We start from the raw sequence: 18,425 nt of genomic DNA, 5'->3' as shown, positions 1-18,425 counted from the left end.
AGCTTCATCCACAGGCACGCTGCCACCGAGCGGCTTGACCCGAACCAAAGTTGAGGTTGCAGGCTTTCAGGGGACGGCAACGCAACGATGAGGAGTGGACACGGATGAGGGCAGCAGTGGCGACGCGGTTCGGCGGACCCGAGGTGATCGAGGTCCGCGAGTGGCCCGAGCCGGCCGCGGGCGAGGGAGAGGTCGTGATCGACGTCGAGGTGACCGACGTGATCTGGGTCGAGACCGCGATCCGAAAGGGCAATCTCGGTGGGTACTTCGACGTGACGCCGCCGTACGTGCCGGGTAGTTCGCTGGGCGGCCGGGTCCACTCGGTCGGTCCAGGTGTCGACGAGGGGTGGATCGACAAAACCGTCGTCGGCCGGATCTCCGGCTTCGGGGCGCACGCCGAGCGCGTCGCCGTACCGGTTGATTCGCTGGCGGAACTCCCGCCGCAGCTTTCCGTGGAAACCGCGGTGGCCGTGCTCAACGACGGGCTCACCACGCTCATGCTGGAAAGGTCTGCGCCGGAGTTGGCCGGCAAGAAGGTGCTGATCACAGCGGCGGCCGGCGGGATGGGACTGCTGCTGATCCAGGTGGCCCACAAGGCCGGAGCTCACGTCGTCGCGGCTGCCCGCGGTCAGGCCAAGCTCGACCTCGCCAAGGCCCAGGGAGCCGACATCGTGGTCGACTACACGACACCGGCCTGGGAGAAGTCGGTGCTCGAGGCAACCAATGGGATCGATGTCGTCTTCGACGGTGCCGGCGGCGCCTACGGCACGGCCGCGTTCGACACGGTGCAGGACGGCGGCTGGTTCTCGGCGCACGGTACGCCGAGCGGAAGTTTCGCGGCGTACGACGAGGCCGAAGCGACGCGACGGGGGATCACCGTGCGAGGGATCATGGATGTCCAGGCCGACGGTGGTCCGGTTTCCAGCGCCGACGTCATCACGAGAGCTGCCGCCGGCGACCTGGTGCCGGTGATCGATCGCGTCTTCGCCATCGATCAGCTCGGCGACGCCCACCGGGCGATCGAGGACCGCGCCGTGCTGGGGAAGGCGTTGCTCAGGATTCGGTGATCGAGTTCTCGGGGACCGCGGGCGGGTTCGGGCGAGCGGAGACGATCTTGTTCCGCCCGGCCCGCTTCGCGGTCAGCAGCGCGTTGTCGGCCGCCATCACGAGCTGGTCCATCGTGCCCGCGACATCCGGGTAGACAGCGGCACCGAACGACGCCGGAACCCCGGTGATGGTCGCCGTCGCGTCGGTCGCGGTGTCCACCGACACGGTAAGCGTGGTCAGGCGCTCCCGGATCCGCTCAGCGACTTCCAGTACCTCGCCCTCGGACGCACCCGGCAGCAGCACGGCAAGCTCGTCACCACCCACGCGTGCAACGAGATCACCCTGCCGTACTTCGGCGCGCACGCTCTCGCCGACCGCACGCAGCGCGCGGTCGCCGGCCGGGTGGCCATAGGTGTCGTTGATTTCCTTGAACCGGTCCAGGTCGAGCATCAGCAGCCCCACAGTGCTCCGGAGCGACTCGGCGCGAGCCAGCTCGGCCGGCACGGCATTGGCCCAGTACGACGGGGTGGCAAGGCCGGTCTTCACGTCGGTCCCCGCAGCGCGCTGGAACTGCGGCAGCAGCAGGTCGCGGTGCAGAGCGAGCACCGTCACCATCAGGATCGGTACCACCCACGGGTACGACGCCTGCAGGGCTCCCACGGCGACACCGAGTCCGAGGCCGGCCACGACGACGAGCTGGTCGGACAGGTCGCCCAAGGCGCCCCGGGCGGAGGCGTCCGGCGCGGACAGCAGGATCGCCCCGATCACCAGGGCGAAGTTCACCAGCCACCAGGTGATCATCGCGGCGACGACGACGGTGAGACTCCACAGTCCGGTCGGGACGCGCGGTTCGAACAGGAGGCCACCGGCACGGAGTACGGCGCTTGCCCCTGCGCTGGCCAGCACGAAGGTGGAGGCCGAGAAGATCTTGCGGTGGGCAATCGTCCGCCCGTAGACGCGGATCCAGGAGTAGCTGTACGAGACGACGACCAGGGCGACCACGAGCGACAGCGGAAGCAGCAGCAGCCCGGCGAAGACCCAGAGGCTCTTGAGATTCGTGTACGGCGAGGTGTTCGCCGCCATCTCGCGTCGGCGCTCGATTCCGCGGGCAGACTCCAGATGAAGGACCGACGCGACCGCGAGCACGGCGAAGGCAGCCCATTCGGACGGCCGGACTCCGGCGTGGTCGCCGGAGACCGTGGATGCGACAGCCAAGGCGGTGATGGTGAGCGCGACAGCATCGACACCGAGCACATAGCCCAGTGCCGGAGCCGGCAACGACCAGAGCTTCCATTGGCGGGGTGGCACCCACTTGCTCCGACCGATCAGAATCATGGTGGCCTCACACAGTTAGACCTGAGCGGTTATTCGAGAATAGTAACTGCCCGTTCACTCGAGGTCATCCCCGCAGCGCGGGTATTCCCATCCACGGGGTGAAACGAGAGGATCCAGCACCATGTCCAAGACGAGCACCGGCAACGAGTGGTTCCACGGCGGCAACGAGTGGTTCACCGGCGGGAACGAGTGGTTCCAGGGCGGGAACGAGTGGTTCGCCGGCGGTGGCAACGAGTGGTTCACGGGGTCCGGCCAAGGTGGCAACGAGTGGTTCACCGGCGGTAATGAATGGTGACCCCCCGCTGAATAGCGCAATTTCTTTACCCACATTTTACGAAGCCGTCCGGCCGGCTTTTCCGGCCACTCCCGGTAGTCAATTCCGAAGCCTAATTCACGGCTCGGTCCCGGTCCGGCGGGCGCGTGTCCAGGCAGCGCCCGCCGCCAGGGCCGCCACGACGCCGGCCGCGCCGACGACGGCAAGAGCAAGGGACGGCCTGGACTGCTCCGCGATCGCTCCGGCGACCAGGATGCCGATGCCCTGGCTGCTCTTGAGCGCCGTGCTGGCGACGCCGAAGGCCTGGCCGCGCCGGTTGTCCGGCACGGCCTGCACGAACGCTGCGCTGGTCGGCAGGTGATAGGCCGAGGCCAAGCCCGACAGCGCCCACAGCGCCAGCGTCGGGATCAGTCCTGGGCGCAGGGCGCAGAACACCAGCGGGACGCACGCTGCGACCGCTAGTGGACCCAGTAGGCGCATCCGTCGCTCTGGTGGCCACAGTGTGATCAGCCACATGCCGAGGACGGCCCCGGCAGGGCTGGCCGCAAGGAGGAGACCCGCTCCCTTTGCCCCGTCGCCGATCTCGTTCGCGTAGGGGACGGCTAGGCCTTCTACAGTGACGTAGAACCCCGCGATGGTGGCCAGGGCGACCAGCGAGCGCAGGCGCGGCGTACGTAGTACAAGGGAAGTGCCTGCTGCCAGTTCTTTGAAGTAGTTGGGTTTGGGGCCGTCGTCTTGGTGCGCCGGCGCGGGTCGTGCGTGGACGCCGACGGTTATCAGGAGAGCGGAGAGCAGGAAGGTCGCGGAGTCGGCCAAGAGGCCGCCCGATGTGCCCACTGCGACCACTACGACGCCACCGCTGCCGAACCCCAGCACTTGGCTGAACTGCACAACCATGTCGTTCGCGGCTTTGCCCAGAACGTAGTGGTCGCCAGTTAGTACCACTGGCAGCGTTGCGGCCCTCGCGGCGTAGAACGGCGAGCCGAACGCCTGCAGCCCGAGTAGGAGAGCGATGACCACGATCAGAGGTAGAGCGTGGATAGCCATCGCGGCCACCAGTACTGCGCGCGCAAGGTCGGTGACGATCATCACGCGGCGGCGCGGATACCGGTCGGCGAACCCGGCCAGCAGTGGTCCGAACAGCAGGTCCGGGACATAGGTCAAGGCATAGGTGAGTGCGGTGAGTCCGGCCGAGTCCGTGCGCTCGAACACCAGTACCGACAGGGCTACACGAGCCAGCTGATCACCTGCCGTCGACAGCACGCCGGCAAGAAACAGCGCCCGGAACTCCGCATGCCCGAACACGTCCCGCCAGCGCGCACGCTCGATCACCCCACCGACCATGGAGAGGACCTTAGCCACAATCCGTGCGCTTACACCTGCTGCGGGTGACGGCGAGGGTTTCCCTGCGGCGCGACATTGCTCACACCTCTGCGTGACTGGTCTGCTCCAGTCCGTTGACTGGTCTGACCTTTCAAAGGTTTGCTCTCGGCGCATCAGTGCCATTCGGGGGACCCGGTGCTTGAAGACTTGTCCACCCCCTCTACTCTTGAGGTGTCTGGTATCGGGGTCTGGGCGGGGCGGCCCCGACCCTGGTACCGGACCTCTCTGTTTCCGGGCCGACTTCTGCAGGCCCTGGATCTCGCCGCGACAGTCGCGATCGGAAACTGTCGGTGGCGGCCGATAGCGTTCTCTTTGCCAGGGGCGGCTCCTGGACGTGCTTCCTTCTCCTTCACCAGGCATGTAGCGCGTCCGCTCTCCGCCCCTGGCAGCTCAGTCCGACCGGGGGAGGATTCGATGCCAGACGCGCTCGCCGCGGTGCTGCTACGCCGCAAACGACTGGTCGACGCCGCCCGCCTCACCCCACCCGTACGCCGATCCGCCTGGCAGTGGCTGCGGCATCCATTGACGACCCAGGCCGGACTGGTCGCGCTCCAGGCCGACCTGATCCAACGCGGCTTCGTCCTGTCGGCCACTCTCCACCGGTACTGCGCAGGTCTCAGCCCACTCGCCTTGACCGGCTTCGGCCGGGCGCTGCTGGAGTTGCTCGACACCGAGTCAGGAAAGAACGCCGACCTGGTGCCGCTGTTCCGCGGCTTCCCGGAGAGCGTGCCGGGCAACACGGAGACCTTCTACATCAACCGCGTCTTTGCCCGGCTGCTGCAAGAGCCGCACCAACCCTGCGTTCTGTGCGGTGAGCTGCGAACGGTCCATTCGGTATCGCCGTGCGCCCACCTCGTCTGCAGTTCGTGCTGGGACGGCAGCGATTTCAGCGCCTGTCCGATCTGCCTGCGTCCGCTGGATCCTCACGACCCTTTCCTCCAACCGTCTCGGGATGACGGTTCCTCGGGGGAGCCGACCGGCTCGGAGCTGGGTGCCGGCAGGGTCGGCTTGTCGGGCGACAGTGAGCGGCCGTCCGGCGTACGGCTGCAGTTGCTGACGTTGGCGCCTGCTGAGGCTGCCCGGAGTACAGCGGTCGAGTTGCTCTCTCGGCGGGCTCCGTTGTCCGTCGTGGATCGCGCGGACCTTGGAGCACTGCTGGTCGACCCGGCGTGGTTACCTGAGGACATCCCTGTTCGCGAGACGCGGGCGGTCGCGTTGGCCGCGTTGGTCACCGAGCACCCTGAGCTTCTCGATGTACTGGCCGAGACAGCCACCGACGTACTGCGCCTGCTCTACGTCCTGATGGACGGCGACCCGAGCCTGCGCACCCCTCCGGTACGCCGTCTGTCGGCTCCGCGCGTCACCCGGCGCACCATCCTCGCGCGCCTGAACCGCGTCCCTTTCGAGAACCTCGTCGAAGACCTGTACCGCCACCCCCGCGCGTGGAAGCGCATCGCCGAAAACCTCCACCCCTTCGAACACGCCACCGCCTACCCCGCCGCAGCCCTCGCCTTCGCCATCCTCCGCAGGACCCCACTGGCGCCGTCGTCGCGCGGGCGGTGGCTGGATTCGGGGAGTGCTGCGGGGCGGGCCGTGTTCGGTGAGGCGGTGCGGCATCCGCAGGTGCGGGTGGAAGACGGACGCTTTGTGTGGAAGACCTTCGCCAGCCGGCTCGAAGGCGCCTTCGCCGACGGTCGCCCAGATCATGCCTTGAACCTGTTGCGAGACCGCCCAGGAGAGTTGGTACGCCGACTCGTCCACCTCGCTCGCGCTTTGCCGGCCGATGCGCACGGCACGTTGGTCGACGCGCTGACTACTGCCGTCTCGGACGTATCGCCAGTAGTACTGACAACCGCGCTCGGCCAAGTCCGTACGCCGCCGGGCGACCTACGTCTGTTCTTCCCTCGCGGCGGCACGACGCGCCTCTGGACCGCCGTCGACGAACGCGAACCACTCCCTGCCGACCTGGCCGCCGCGCTGGCCGGCGTACTCGTCGGAGAAATGTTGCGTAGGGCAACTGGTTTGCCGAGTATCCGGCGGGCTTTCCTGGACGAGGAGTTGGCGCAGTTGGTGGCGCCTGGTTCGGAGCGGAGTTCGTCCTCGACGCTGCGCCGGATGACGCGGGGGAGTGTGCAGCCGATCCCGGACGGCGAGTTGCTCAGGCTGTTCCTGCATTGGGTCGAGCCGGCGGGGCAGCGGGTCGATCTCGATCTTGCCGTTGCCGTGTTCGACGACCAGTGGGCGTTCGTGGGATTGTGCGATCCGACCCGGCTGCGGTTCGACCAGGACGCGATGGTGCACTCCGGCAACCTGACCGCGGCACCCGGCCCGCGCGGCGCCACGGAGTACGTGGATCTTGATCTGATCGCACTGCGTCGCGTTGGCGCGCGGTATGTGCTGCCCGTGGTTTTCAGCTTCAACGGCGTGCCGTTCAATGCGCTGGAGCGTGGGTTCGTCGGGTTGCTGCGCGATCCGGTGGAACTGTTCGACCCGGCTGCGGTCGAGGAGCGGTATGACTTGGCAGGGCCGGCGAGGACTCTGCTGCCGTTCGGGATTGATCTCCGTCAGCGGCAGCTCCGGTGGTACGACGTGAATCTGAGCGCCGCCGGGTACGGCAACAGCCTGGTGCGCAACGCGGGGCAGGTCGCGTTGATGGCGGCGACGCTGGAGGAGGTTCACGGTGCCGGCGATCGCGTCAGCCTGTGGGAGGTGTGCTGCTGGCACGCCGCTGCACGCAGTACGGAAGTCGTGGTCCGCTGCGCCGACGGTTCGGTCGTCGGCTACCTGCGGGGCGAGTCGGAAGACCTCGCCACCTTCGCCCGCCGCCTCACCGCCCGCCTCGAACCAACCCGCTACTGGGACCTCGACGCCGCCACCCGCGCCGACTTCGTCGCCGTCATCACCGGCGACATCGACCCCAAGTCCGGCGCCGAGGTCTACGCCCTCCACCCCCACCTCCTCGACCCCGGCAGCGTCCACCTCACCGACGCCCCCCACCTCCTAACCACCCTCACCCCCGACCCCCGAGCCCACCCAGCCCTAACCACCCCCCACAACCAACGAGAACCATGAGCCAGGATCCAGTGCTGAGCAGTTGGAGCACCGAACTACGCCGTTCGGGCCGAGTCGTCCTCCGCCCGAAACGAAGCGCGACTCTGCTGCCGATGGGTGCCGCCACCTTGCTGCTCGTCACCAGTGGAAGCCGCACTGTCAGCCAGTTTCGTGGGCATGATGCGTGGGGTTTCATGGACTACGCCGAAGTGGTGGCAGCAGCGGCAGCTCTCCCACTGCTGGTCCAGTCCGTCAAGAACCTTCTCCGAGGCAGGGACAACCTCCTCGTCGACAATGAGGGCATCGAACTGCGCGACCGCCGACTGCGCTGGCACGAGATCGACCGGATCGACCGCGACGAGGACGACGACCTCGTCATCCACTCGACCGCACGGCAGCCGATCGCGCCGGACCGCTCGCAGCCGCTGTCGACAATCGTGCTCGAGGACACCTATCCGGTCTCTCAAGCGATGCTCGCCGGTTGGCTCAGCACGCAGCTGGCGTCCCGGCGCTGACTCGTCCCTCCAGTTCGGCGCCTTCCACTGATCGTGTGTGGGCGCGGCGTTTCTGTGGGCCAGCTGAGTGTGGCGGGCGGGGAGTTTGACATTCGGGTTACGGAGCGGCGGTTTTGGCGGGTGTTCGGGGGAGGGGCGGAGTACAAAGGAAGTGACGCGAAGGGAGCCACGATGACGTATGACGTGGTGGTGCTCATCGAGCGGGAGATGAGTGAGGGCGACGCACGCCGCGTGGCCGCCCTGCATGCAAGGCGCGACGAAGTGGTGGACTACCACCTGTTGATCTCGAGTCATCCGACCGAGGGAATCGGCGGTCCGATGGCTCTGCTGGGGTCGAGTTTCGCGGACATCGCGGGGCTGGCCGCGGCGAGCCCGGCTCGTACGACGACCGCGACGGCCCTCGCAGACCCCGACTTCGACCTGGCCTCGGTGATCGAGCACAGTGCGCGAAGACTCCGCGGGCTCAACGACTGCCGGGTGAACGTCTCCATCACCCACGGCGACGTCCTCCTAGCCCTGAAAACCCTGGTCACCAGCACGAACAGCCAAGAGGTCGTCGTAGTCGCCTGGCCCGAAACAGCCGCGCGCTTCCTCTGCTCCGACTGGACAACCAAGGCCAAAAAGACCCTCGACGTCCCAAGAGTCCGAGTCGTCGAACACGACACCTGACCCTCGTACGCCGACCCGCCGCCGCCCGCCCTCGCCGAGCGCGAGCCGCTACCTGCCCCCTGCCGGGCGCTCAGCCGCGACCCGTTCTCGCCCTAGCAGTCCGCGGTCGGCCCGGGGGTGGAAGATGCACGCCGCCGGCTGTGGGCGGACGCAGTACGGGTATGGATCAGGCGTCGTCGATGAGGGCTCGTAGGTGGGGGCGTTCGGGGGTGGGGACGTAGGTGGCGTAGTAGTCGTAGAGGTTCTGGCGGGCGATTCGGGCGGCGGCGTGGCCGTCGCCGGCTCGGATTGCCTCGACCACCTCGGTGTGGTGCTGGAGTGATTCGAGCATCAGCGCCCGGCTGTTCGCGGCGTGGGCGATCTTGTCGGCGATCAGCCCGAGTACGACGCCGCGGACGACCTCGTTGCACATCTGGATCAGCGAATTCCGGCTGACCCGCGCGACCGCCTCGTGGAACGCCACATCCGCCTCGCTGAACGCCTCGAAGTCGACGTCGATCGCGGCCCGCATCGCGACCAGCGTCTCCTCCATCTCGGCGAGCTGCTCGTCGGTCCGCAACCGCGACGCAAGCTGGATCGCCGCTCCGTCCATGATCATCCGGAACCCGATCAGCTCCCCAAGACTCAACTCGTCGACCCGCGCCAGCCGGGTCATCTGCTTCCGCAACGCCCCCAACGAGTACGGCAGGATCTCCGGCCCGTTCGGATCACCGGGCCGCGACCGCACGACCCCGTTGCTCGCAAGCACCCGAAGCGCCTCCCGCACGGTCGACCGGCTGACCGCGAACTGGGCAACGAGTTCACGCTCACTCGGCAACCGCTGGCCGGGGGAGAGCTCGCCACGCGCGAGCGCCTCCTCGATCTGCTCGACGATCCGCTCGTACGCGCGCACGGGTTGCACCGGCTGGAACTGCGCCTTCGCCATCCGGCATCACCTCGATCGATCGCTTGACAGCTGTCTGAGTTGGGACAAACCTAGTGCTCTATTACAACCTGGTCCACTGGTCCGACCAGTACGGCGTACGTCGTCCGGCTCGCCCAGTCGACTAGGGCGAGGCGCCGGGCGATGGGCCGGGTGGGCAAGGCATGATCGGGCGGACGGAACAGACGGCGCACTGGAGGACTTCGCGTGAACACGTACCTCACCCGGGCGGTCGCGCTCGCCGGATCAGCCGCACTGCTGCTCGTCGCGGCGTGCTCGGCCGGTTCGGGCACCTCGTCGGGGCCCAGCACCGGCGCGAACCAGTCGCTGGCGATCGGGCTCGTCGCCGAGCCGGCCAGCCTCGACTTCACCACCACCGACGGCGCCGCGATCCCGCAGGCGCTGCTCACCAACGTGTACGAGGGACTCGTCAAGCAGGACGAGTCGGGCAAGATCGTGCCGGACCTCGCGAAGTCGTGGACGGTGTCGGCTGATCGCAAGACCTATACGTTCGAGCTCGTCGACAACGCGAAGTTCACGAACGGGGCTGCGTTCACTGCGGCCGACGCGGTGTTCAGCATCAACCGGGTCAAGACGGCCTGGACGACCTCGCTCAAGGCGGCGATGGACGTCGTCCAGGACGCCAAGGCAGTGTCGCCGAAACAGCTTCAAGTGACGTTGAGCAAGCCGAGCAACGACTGGCTGTTCCGGATGACCACCCGGATCGGAGCGATGTTCTCCCAGACCGGCGTCGACAAGCTCGCGACCGATCCGGTCGGCACCGGCCCGTACAAGTTCGGTTCGTGGAAGCGCGGCGACTCGATCGTGTTGCAGCGCAACGATGCGTACTGGGGGACCAAGCCGTTCTTCAACCAGGTCACCTTGAAGTACTTCAAGGATCCGACCGCGCTGAACAACGCGTTGCTCACCGGCACGATCAACGTGATCGGAACCGTGCAGGCGCCGGAGGCACTCAGCCAGTTCACGAGCAACACGAAGTACCAGGTGATCGAGGGGACGACGAACGGCGAGGTCGTCCTGTCGTTCAACAACTCGCGCCCGGTCTTCAAGGACGTCCGGGTGCGGCAGGCGATCCGGTCGGCGATCGACCACAAAGCCTTGCTGGACACGTGTTTCGCCGGTCGCGGCAAGCTGATCGGCAGCATGGTGCCGCCGACCGACCCGTGGTACGAGGACCTCACTCAGGTCGCGCCGTACTCGAAGGACAAGGCGAAGTCGCTGCTCGCGGCCGCCGGCGCGACCGGCAAGACGCTGCGGCTCCGGCTGCCGACGTTGCCCTATGCAACTTCCTGCGGGCAGGTGGTGAAGAGCCAGCTGGAGCAGGTGGGGCTCAAGGTGCAGATCGACCAGCTCGAGTTCCCGGCCGCGTGGCTCACGACCGTGTTCAAGAACGCGGACTACGACATGTCGATCATCGCGCACGTCGAGCCGCGAGACCTCGGTGCGGTGTTCAGCCCGAAGTACTACACCCGGTACGACGACCCGACGCTGCAGCAGGACCTCGCCGCGGCGGACGCGGGTGACGAGGCGACGCAGGTCACGGACATGAAGAAGGCCGCGCGCCGGATCTCCGAAGAGGCGGCCGCCGACTGGCTCTTCCTGCTGCCGAACCTGGTGGTCGCGGACAAGAACATCACCGGTCTGCCGGCGAACGCGATCACCGAGTCGTTCGACCTGTCCAAGCTGGCGCGTTCCTGAGATGGTCCTCCGCCTGGTCGAGCGCACCGCAGTGCTGCTGGTCAGCCTTGCGGTGAGCTCGGTCCTGGTCTTCGGGTTCATGGCGGTGCTCCCGGGTGATCCGGCGCGCGTTGCGCTCGGAGTCAACGCGTCCGACGAGGCCGTCGCCCAGTTGCGGGAGCAGTTCGGTCTCGACCGGTCGCTGGCCACGCAGTACTTCGATTGGCTCGGCGGCCTGCTGCACGCGGACTTCGGTACGTCGTACGTGTCGAAGGTTGCCATCGGCCCCCAAATCTTCGACCGGCTGCAGGTGACGTTGTGGCTCGTGGTGGTCGGGATGATCGTCGCCCTGGTGGTCGCGGTTCCGGCCGGTACGGTGATGGCCGCGCGGCACCGCAAGATCTCCGGGTTAGCGCTCTCTGCGATCTCTCAGCTCGGCGTCGCGGTACCGGCATTTCTCGCCGGGATCCTGCTGATCATGCTGTTCGCGGTGAAGCTCGGCTGGCTCCCGGCGAACGGCTGGACGCCGCCGGCTTCGGATCCGGGGATGTTCCTTCGCCAGTTGATCTTGCCCGCGTTGTCGCTCGGGTTGGTGCAGGGCGCGGTGCTCACGCGCTACGTCCGGAGCGCCGTTCTCGACGTACTCCGTGAGGACTACCTGCGGACCGCGCGTGCCAAGGGACTCAGGCCGTTTCCCGCGCTCTGGCGGCACGGTCTGCGGAACGCGGCCGTACCGGTGGTAACGGTTCTCGGTCTGCAACTCGCGACGTTGCTGATCGGGGCGGTCGTGGTCGAGCGGGTGTTCGTGATCCCCGGCCTCGGCAGTCTGTTGCTCGACGGAGTCTCGAACCGCGATCTCCTTCTGGTCCAGGACGTCGTGATGCTGCTCGTCGTCGCCGTCCTCGTGGTCAACTTCCTCGTCGACGTCCTGTACGTCGCCCTCGACCCGCGGCTCCGGGTAGGTCAACGATGAGCGGCGTCGGAGGATCCGTGAACGACGAAGGCGGCTCGGTGAGCCGTGGTGCGGAGAGCGCTCTCGGCGTTCCAGCGAGCGATCCGGCGGGTCGTCTCGATGGACCGGCAGTCCGGCGTACTGCGGGGCGTCGGTTGAATCCGAGTCTCGTCGTCGGCGGCATCATCGTCCTCGTCATCGTGCTGACCGCGTTGGTCTCCTTCGTCTGGACCCCGTACGACGCGACGCTTGTCGACCCGGCGGTTCGGTTGGCGAAGCCGTCGTGGTCGCACTGGTTCGGCACGGACAAGTTCGGCCGCGACCTGCTGAGCCAAATCATGGTCGGCTCCCGTACGACGTTGTTCGTCGGGCTGGTCGCGGTCGGAGTCGCTGCGGTGATCGGCGTACCGCTCGGCATCTTGGCGGCGATGACCCGGCGGTGGTCGAGCGAACTGATCATGCGGGCGAACGATCTGCTGCTCGCGTTCCCCGCGTTGCTGTTGGCAATCATGTTCGGCGCGGTCTTCGGTGCAAGCACTCTGACGGCGATGGTTGCCATCGGCATCGCAACGGTTCCGTCTTTTGCCCGCGTGATTCGCAGTGGTGCTCTGCAGGTGATGCGGACGGAGTACGTACTGGCTGCCCGCGCGGCCGGGCGGAGGCCGTTCCCGATCGCGTTGCGCCACGTGCTGCCGAACGTGACGAGTCTGATCACGGTCCAGGCATCGGTGTCTTTCGCGATCGCCGTTCTCGCCGAGGCAGCGCTCTCTTTCCTGGGATACGGCACGCCACCGCCGACGCCTTCGTGGGGTCGCATGCTGCAGGAGAGCCAGGAGTTCCTGTTCAGCGCTCCGCGTCTCGCGGTCTTCCCCGGCGTCGCGATCGCGATCGCAGTACTCGGCTTCAACCTCCTCGGCGACGGTCTGAGAGACCGCTTCGATCCGAAGCTGGAGGACCGCCGATGAGCGCGCTCGTCGAAGAACCTGAGGTCGCCGAGCAGAGCGACGTACTGGCTGTGCGCGGTCTGACCGTGTCTGTGCGGGACAAGGTGCTCGTCGAGGATGTGGACCTGACGGTCGGCCCGGGGGAGCGGGTCGGTCTGATCGGAGAGTCGGGCTCCGGGAAATCTCTGACAGCGCTCTCTGTGCTGGGATTGCTGCCGGAAGACGTGCACGCGAAGGGATCGGTGCGGCTCGCCGGTATCGACCACGACCTGATCGGTGCCGACGAGCGTCAACTCGCACGCATCCGGGGCCGCGATCTGGCCATGGTGTTCCAGGAACCGATGACCGCTCTCAACCCGACGATGCGCGTCGGCGACCAGATCGCCGAAGCAATGCTGATCCACCGGACGGTCCCGAATCGGCGCGCAGCCCGAACAGCGGCCACAGCTCTCCTCGACCGGGTCCAGCTCCCCGGCGTCGCCCGCGCCTACCCGCACCAACTGTCCGGCGGCCAGCGCCAGCGAGTTGTCGTGGCGATTGCCCTGGCCAACGACCCCGCTCTTCTGATCTGCGACGAACCCACTACCGCCTTGGACGTCACGGTCCAGGCGATGGTGCTCGACCTGATCCTCCAAGGTGTCGCCGCCCGCGAGTCCGCGCTTCTCTTCATCACCCACGACCTCGCCGTCGTCGCCACCATCTGCCAGCGGGTCTTGGTGATGTACGGCGGCCGGGTGGTCGAATCCGGTCCGGTCCACGAGGTCTTCACCAACCCACGTCATCGCTACACCGAAGGCCTCCTGGCCGCCTCGGACCTCGACTCCGCAGCCCATCGCCTCCCCACCATCCCCGGCAACGTCCCCGCCGCCGGCAACTTCCCCACGGGCTGCGTCTTCCGCACCCGCTGCGCTCACGCCACCGACATCTGCACCACCACCCCACCCTGGACAGGTTCCGCATCCAGCGGCTTCGCCTGCCACCACCCAGCACCGGATCTTGTGGCGCTAGAAACCAGAAGAAGCTCGAGGGAGGTTGCTGATGACTGAGCCTGCTATTCAAGTGACCGACCTCGTGCGCGACTATCCGCGCCCGCGTACTTCGCTCCTTCGTGCGTCTCCGCCGGTTCACGCTCTCCGCGGTGTCAGCCTCGAAGTTCAAGAGGGCGAACGCTTCGGCATCGTCGGCGAATCGGGGTGCGGCAAGTCCACTCTCCTCCGGATCATCGCCGCCCTCGACCGCGCCACCTCCGGCCAGGTAGTTGTCGAAGGCACCGACATCACCCGGCTGCCCGAGCGCCGCCTGCGCTTCCTCCGCGAGAACCTCCAACTCGTCTTCCAAGACCCGATGAGTTCCCTCGACCCGCGCATGCGGGTCCGCGACATCATCGCCGAACCGCTCGTAGTACAAGGGCATCCAGCCTCGGGAGAGCGCGTTCGCGAGTTGCTCGACGCGGTCGGCCTCTCAGCAGACGCAGGCGACCGCTACCCCCACCAGTTCTCCGGCGGCCAACGCCAGCGCATCTCCATCGCCCGCGCCCTCGCACCGCGCCCCAGAATCCTCATCGCCGATGAACCAGTGAGCGCTCTCGACGTCTCCGTTCGAGCGCAGGTCCTCAACCTGATCTCCGACCTCGTCGACGAACTCAACCTGACCTTGATCTTCGTCTCGCACGACCTCTCGGTCGTCAAACACGTCTGCAGCCGTGTCGCCGTCATGAACGCCGGCCAGATCGTCGAGACCGGCCCCACCGCGGACGTCTACGCGGCGCCCACCCATCCGTACACGCGCCGCCTCGTCTCCGCCATCCCGACTCTCCAGAGAGCGCTCTCCGGCGCCACCACCACCGACCTGGTGAAGGGAGTCCTTTCCACATGACCCCCGACAACCCTGGCGGGCGATTCGCATGAGCGAGAACCCCGAAAGCCGCGTGAACGAGAACCTCGATGGCCGCGTGAGCGCGTACTCCGAAAGCCGCGTGAGCGAATACCCCGAAGGCCTCCCGATCGGCGCCGGCTGGATCTCCGCCCCGACCACCGAGCCGATCCACTTCCCGTACGACGGATCGCTCGTCTCCGAGGCGCCCGTCGGCACCGTCGACCTCGCCCGCCAAGCACTCGATCACGCGGTCGCAGCTCGCGACCAGGTCGGCCGGCTCCCTTCCCACGTACGCCGCGCAGCTCTCCAGGGAGCGCTCTCTGCCGTTTCTGAGCGACGCTCGGAGTTCATCGACCTCCTCGTCCTCGAAACCGGTAAGCCCTTGGTCGATTGCCGAATCGAACTCGATCGCACCCTCCTCACCCTGCAGACCGCAGCCGAAGAAGTAGCCCGCCTCCACGGCGAGACCGTCCCGCTCGACCTCCTGCCGAGCGGCGACGGTCTCCTCGGCTTCTGGGTACGCAAGCCCATCGGCGTAGTCATCGGCATCACCGGCTTCAACTACCCGCTCCTGCTCGCGTCCCACAAAATCGCGCCGGCCCTGGCAGCCGGCTGCCCGATCATCGTCAAGCCCGCTCCGCAGACCCCCTTGGCGACTCTCTGGCTCGTCCACCTGGTCCGCGAGGCACTTACCGCGGCAGGCGCACCCGCCGAGGCCGTTCAACTGGTCACCGGGGGAGCGGACGTAGGCGCCATCCTCACCACCGACCCGCGAATCGGCGCGGTCTCCTTCACCGGCTCAGCCGCAGTCGGCCATCAAATCGCCAAAGCCGCCGCTCCGACCAAGGTCCTTCTGGAACTAGGGTCGAACTCCGCCCTGGTCGTCGCCGAAGACGCAGACCTGGACGCCGCGGCCGACGCGATCATCCGAGGCGGCTACTACGCCTCCGGCCAGGCCTGCATCTCAGTCCAACGAGTCATAGCCGTTGAATCCATCCGCGGCCCCCTGCTCGAAAAACTCCACCACCGTCTGGAATCGGTAGTGGTAGGCGACCCTCGGGACGAGCGGACACACGTCTCCGCCCTCATCGATTCCCGCTCCACCGACCGCGTCCGCACTTGGATCGACAACGCCCTCACCGCCGGCGCCACCCTCGCCTACCCGCCGACCTCAACCACGCAGTACGACGTACTAGGGCCGACCGTGCTACTCGACGTCCCGTACGGCCAACTCGCGTGGGACGAAGAGATCTTCGGACCCGTCATCGCGATTCGTTCGGTGCCGGATATCGAGACTGCCTTCCGGACGGTCAACGAGTCGCGCTACGGCCTGCACGCGAGCGTGTTCACAGCCTCACTAGAGAGCGCTTTCTCGGCGATCGACCAGCTCGACGTCGGGGGAGTGGTCATCAACGAAGTCCCCGGCTTCCGATCCGACGTGATGCCGTACGGCGGCGTGAAGGACTCCGGCGCGGGGAGAGAGGGCCCTCGGTTCGCCATCGACGAGCTGACCACGACCCGGATGGCGATCATCCGCCCGACCACCCGGCGAGGTGACCGATGACCGACTACACCAACCTCTTCCGCCTCGACGGGAAGCACGCGGTGGTCGTCGGTGCCGGCAGCGGGATCGGCCGGGAAAGCGCTCTCGCGCTGGCAGCCCACGGCGCTCGCGTCACCTGCGCGGACCGCGAGCTCCCGGCCGCTGAAGAAACGGTGGCCCAAGGCAACCACTTGACGGCGTACGAGCTGGACGTCCTCGATCAACGAGCCGTCGCTACCGCGGCCGAGGAACTGGGCGATGTCGACGTACTGGTGTTCACCGCCGCGACCAACGTGCGCAAGCGCATCCTCGACTACACCAGCGAGGAATTCGACCGAGTCGTAGGCCTCAATCTCCGCGCCTCTTTCGACCTGATCCGTGCCTTCGGAGGGCCGATGGAAGCGCGCGGCAGCGGCAGCATCATCGGCTTCAGCTCCATCCGCGCAACCACGGTCGAGCCGGGTCAATCGGTGTATGCGGCAACCAAAGCCGGCCTGGTCCAACTGCTCCGTACGGCGGCCGCCGAGCTCGGCCCGTCCGGCGTACGCGTCAACGCGATCGCGCCTGGCGTTGTCGAGACCCCGCTCACCGCACAAATCAAGGAAAACAAGGCCTGGTACGACGCGTACGCAGCGAAGAGCGCTCTCTCGAGATGGGCCACACCCGACGAACTGGCCGGCGCCGTCGTCTACCTCGCCTCAGATGCATCCTCCTTCGTCACCGGCAGCGTCCTCCACGTAGACGGCGGCTGGACCGCAATAGACGGCCGCTTCAACCCACCCAACTGACGTCGCCTGAACGCAATCCGACCGTCTGGAGTCCGATGACCGACAACCTGGCCGACCTGACCGCCGTCGAACTCATCTCGCGGTACCAGCAGGGCTCCCTGTCGCCGGTAGACGTGATCGAGGACGTGCTCGCCCGAGTCGACGCGCTCGAGCCGAAGTTGTTCGCGACCTACGCCCTCGACCCCGAAGGAGCGCGAGCCGCCGCCCGCGAGTCGGAGTACCGATGGCGCCACGGCGAAGCCGGCCCGCTTGACGGCGTACCGGTCACGATCAAGGAGAACATCGCGACCCGCGGTACGCCGGTACCGCAGGGAACCGCCGCGACCGAACTCATCCCCGCAGCCGAAGATGCGCCAGCCGCAGCCCGTCTCCGCGCAGCGGGCGCAGTGATCTTCAGCAAGACCACCATGCCGGAGTACGGAATGCTCTCCTCCGGCGTCTCCACCTTCCACCCCCTGACCCGCAATCCTTGGAACCTCGCACTCACACCAGGCGGCTCCAGCGCAGGCGCCGCCGCAGCAGCCGCCGCCGGCTACGGCCCGATCCACGTCGGTACTGACATCGGCGGCTCCATCCGCCTCCCCGCCGGCTGGTGCGGCCTCGTCGGCCTCAAACCGACCCACGGCCGAATCGCCGTCGGAAACCCCTACCCAGGAAGGGCAATCGGCCCACTCACCCGTACTGCGGCCGACGCCGCGCTCGCGCTGTCCGTGATGACCGGCCCGGACCGCCGCGACCACACCTCGCTCCCGCTCCTAGCCGACTCGTACGACGATCTCTCCGAGTTCTCCGTCGACGGACTGCGGATCGGCCTCCTTCTGGACGCGGGAGTCGGCCTACCCGTCGACCCGGAAGTCCACGCGGCCGTGTCCGCCGCAGCGGCCGCACTCGAAAAGGCCGGGGCTGTCGTCGAACCGATCGCCCCGATCATCACCCGCGACATGCTGGACGGCCTGGACCGGTTCTGGCGGGTCCGTTCGGCCGCCGATCTCCAAGCGCTGCCCGACGACCGGCGTGCGAAGGTGCTTCCCGAGATCCGCCGCTGGGTCTCGACCGCCGACGGCCTGACCGGCTTCGAGGTCTTCCACGGGTTCAGCCAGATGGGCGCCATGGCGGTCGCGGTCGACGCCGCCTTCGCGTCGTACGACTTCCTCATCTCCCCGGTCGCCCCCATCACCGCCTTCCCCGCCGAACTGGCCTACCCGACCGACGACCCTCTCAAGCCCTTCGAGCACATCGCCTTCACCGTCCCGTACAACATGTCCGGCCACCCCGCCACCACAACCAACTGCGGCTACTCCTCCACCGGCCTCCCCATCGGCCTCCAGATAACCGCCCCCCGCTTCGCCGACCACAAAGCCCTCCACTTGGCCGCCGACCTCACCTCGATGCTCCCCGCCACCCGCTCCTGGCCGACGCCCTGACCCGC

General features: G+C 67.4%; 16 protein-coding genes. 13 read left to right on the top strand and 3 right to left on the bottom strand.

Annotation, left to right across the window (positions count from 1 at the left end; all coding sequences use genetic code 11):
• The first annotated feature begins 104 nt into the window (after positions 1–104).
• On the top strand, positions 105–1,067 hold the full coding sequence (locus DIZ26_RS03350) for a zinc-binding dehydrogenase (RefSeq protein ID WP_112237551.1): 963 nt from the start codon (positions 105–107) through the stop codon (positions 1,065–1,067).
• Here DIZ26_RS03350 and DIZ26_RS03345 read toward each other — a convergent pair.
• Entirely contained in the window at positions 1,054–2,382 is a 1,329-nt protein-coding gene (locus DIZ26_RS03345) for a GGDEF domain-containing protein (RefSeq protein WP_112237549.1), read from the bottom strand. The genes DIZ26_RS03350 and DIZ26_RS03345 overlap by 14 nt on opposite strands.
• Before the next feature lie 121 nt (positions 2,383–2,503).
• Here DIZ26_RS03345 and DIZ26_RS03340 point away from each other — a divergent pair, with 121 nt between their 5' ends.
• Positions 2,504–2,677, top strand: coding sequence for a DEAD/DEAH box helicase (locus DIZ26_RS03340; RefSeq protein WP_112237547.1), 174 nt, complete (start codon positions 2,504–2,506; stop codon positions 2,675–2,677).
• A 96-nt stretch (positions 2,678–2,773) separates the two neighbouring features.
• Here DIZ26_RS03340 and DIZ26_RS03335 read toward each other — a convergent pair whose 3' ends face one another.
• Complete coding sequence (locus tag DIZ26_RS03335) at positions 2,774–4,000, bottom strand: MFS transporter (RefSeq protein ID WP_112237546.1); 1,227 nt, start codon at positions 3,998–4,000, stop codon at positions 2,774–2,776.
• Between the two features lie 453 nt (positions 4,001–4,453).
• On the opposite strand from DIZ26_RS03335, the gene DIZ26_RS03330 reads away from it, so the two are divergent.
• The 3 genes from DIZ26_RS03330 to DIZ26_RS03320 all read left to right on the top strand — a co-directional run bounded on the left by DIZ26_RS03330 (position 4,454) and on the right by DIZ26_RS03320 (position 8,274).
• On the top strand, positions 4,454–7,111 hold the full coding sequence (locus tag DIZ26_RS03330) for an MXAN_6230/SCO0854 family RING domain-containing protein (protein WP_112237544.1): 2,658 nt from the start codon (positions 4,454–4,456) through the stop codon (positions 7,109–7,111).
• Entirely contained in the window at positions 7,108–7,605 is a 498-nt protein-coding gene (locus DIZ26_RS03325; protein ID WP_112237542.1) for a hypothetical protein, read from the top strand. The genes DIZ26_RS03330 and DIZ26_RS03325 overlap by 4 nt, the downstream gene beginning before the upstream one ends.
• 171 nt (positions 7,606–7,776) lie before the next feature.
• Entirely contained in the window at positions 7,777–8,274 is a 498-nt protein-coding gene (locus DIZ26_RS03320; RefSeq protein ID WP_112237540.1) for a hypothetical protein, read from the top strand.
• A gap of 166 nt (positions 8,275–8,440) precedes the next feature.
• On the opposite strand, the gene DIZ26_RS03315 is transcribed toward DIZ26_RS03320, so the two are convergent.
• A complete protein-coding gene (locus tag DIZ26_RS03315; RefSeq protein ID WP_112237538.1) occupies positions 8,441–9,199 on the bottom strand; it encodes a FadR/GntR family transcriptional regulator in 759 nt (252 codons plus the stop codon).
• A gap of 204 nt (positions 9,200–9,403) precedes the next feature.
• On the opposite strand from DIZ26_RS03315, the gene DIZ26_RS03310 reads away from it, so the two are divergent.
• From DIZ26_RS03310 to DIZ26_RS03275, 8 genes are all read left to right on the top strand, one after another.
• Positions 9,404–10,915 (top strand): ABC transporter substrate-binding protein, encoded by a 1,512-nt coding sequence (locus DIZ26_RS03310; protein WP_112237536.1) that lies wholly within the window; start codon positions 9,404–9,406, stop codon positions 10,913–10,915.
• A gap of 1 nt (position 10,916) precedes the next feature.
• A complete protein-coding gene (locus tag DIZ26_RS03305) occupies positions 10,917–11,867 on the top strand; it encodes an ABC transporter permease (RefSeq protein ID WP_112237534.1) in 951 nt (316 codons plus the stop codon).
• 134 nt (positions 11,868–12,001) lie between these two features.
• Positions 12,002–12,811, top strand: coding sequence for an ABC transporter permease (locus DIZ26_RS03300; protein ID WP_112237532.1), 810 nt, complete (start codon positions 12,002–12,004; stop codon positions 12,809–12,811).
• A complete protein-coding gene (locus DIZ26_RS03295) occupies positions 12,808–13,836 on the top strand; it encodes an ABC transporter ATP-binding protein (RefSeq protein WP_112237530.1) in 1,029 nt (342 codons plus the stop codon). Before DIZ26_RS03300 ends, DIZ26_RS03295 begins: the two co-directional genes overlap by 4 nt.
• Positions 13,829–14,665 (top strand): ATP-binding cassette domain-containing protein, encoded by an 837-nt coding sequence (locus DIZ26_RS03290; RefSeq protein ID WP_112237528.1) that lies wholly within the window; start codon positions 13,829–13,831, stop codon positions 14,663–14,665. Before DIZ26_RS03295 ends, DIZ26_RS03290 begins: the two co-directional genes overlap by 8 nt.
• A gap of 28 nt (positions 14,666–14,693) precedes the next feature.
• Positions 14,694–16,229, top strand: a complete 1,536-nt coding sequence (locus tag DIZ26_RS03285) for an aldehyde dehydrogenase family protein (RefSeq protein ID WP_112237526.1) — start codon at positions 14,694–14,696, stop codon at positions 16,227–16,229.
• A complete protein-coding gene (locus tag DIZ26_RS03280) occupies positions 16,226–16,996 on the top strand; it encodes an SDR family NAD(P)-dependent oxidoreductase (RefSeq protein WP_112237524.1) in 771 nt (256 codons plus the stop codon). Before DIZ26_RS03285 ends, DIZ26_RS03280 begins: the two co-directional genes overlap by 4 nt.
• Positions 16,997–17,031: 35 nt before the next feature.
• The gene (locus DIZ26_RS03275) at positions 17,032–18,420 is read left to right on the top strand and encodes an amidase (RefSeq protein WP_112237522.1); all 1,389 of its coding nucleotides are present in this window, start codon (positions 17,032–17,034) and stop codon (positions 18,418–18,420) included.
• Positions 18,421–18,425 lie beyond the last annotated feature (5 nt).

It is taken from the genome of Kribbella monticola (genome assembly GCF_003261635.1).
In the GTDB taxonomy this organism is placed as follows: domain Bacteria; phylum Actinomycetota; class Actinomycetes; order Propionibacteriales; family Kribbellaceae; genus Kribbella; species Kribbella monticola.
The sequence above is the reverse complement of the archived record's forward strand: the minus strand, read 5'-3'. Positions and strand labels throughout refer to the sequence as shown.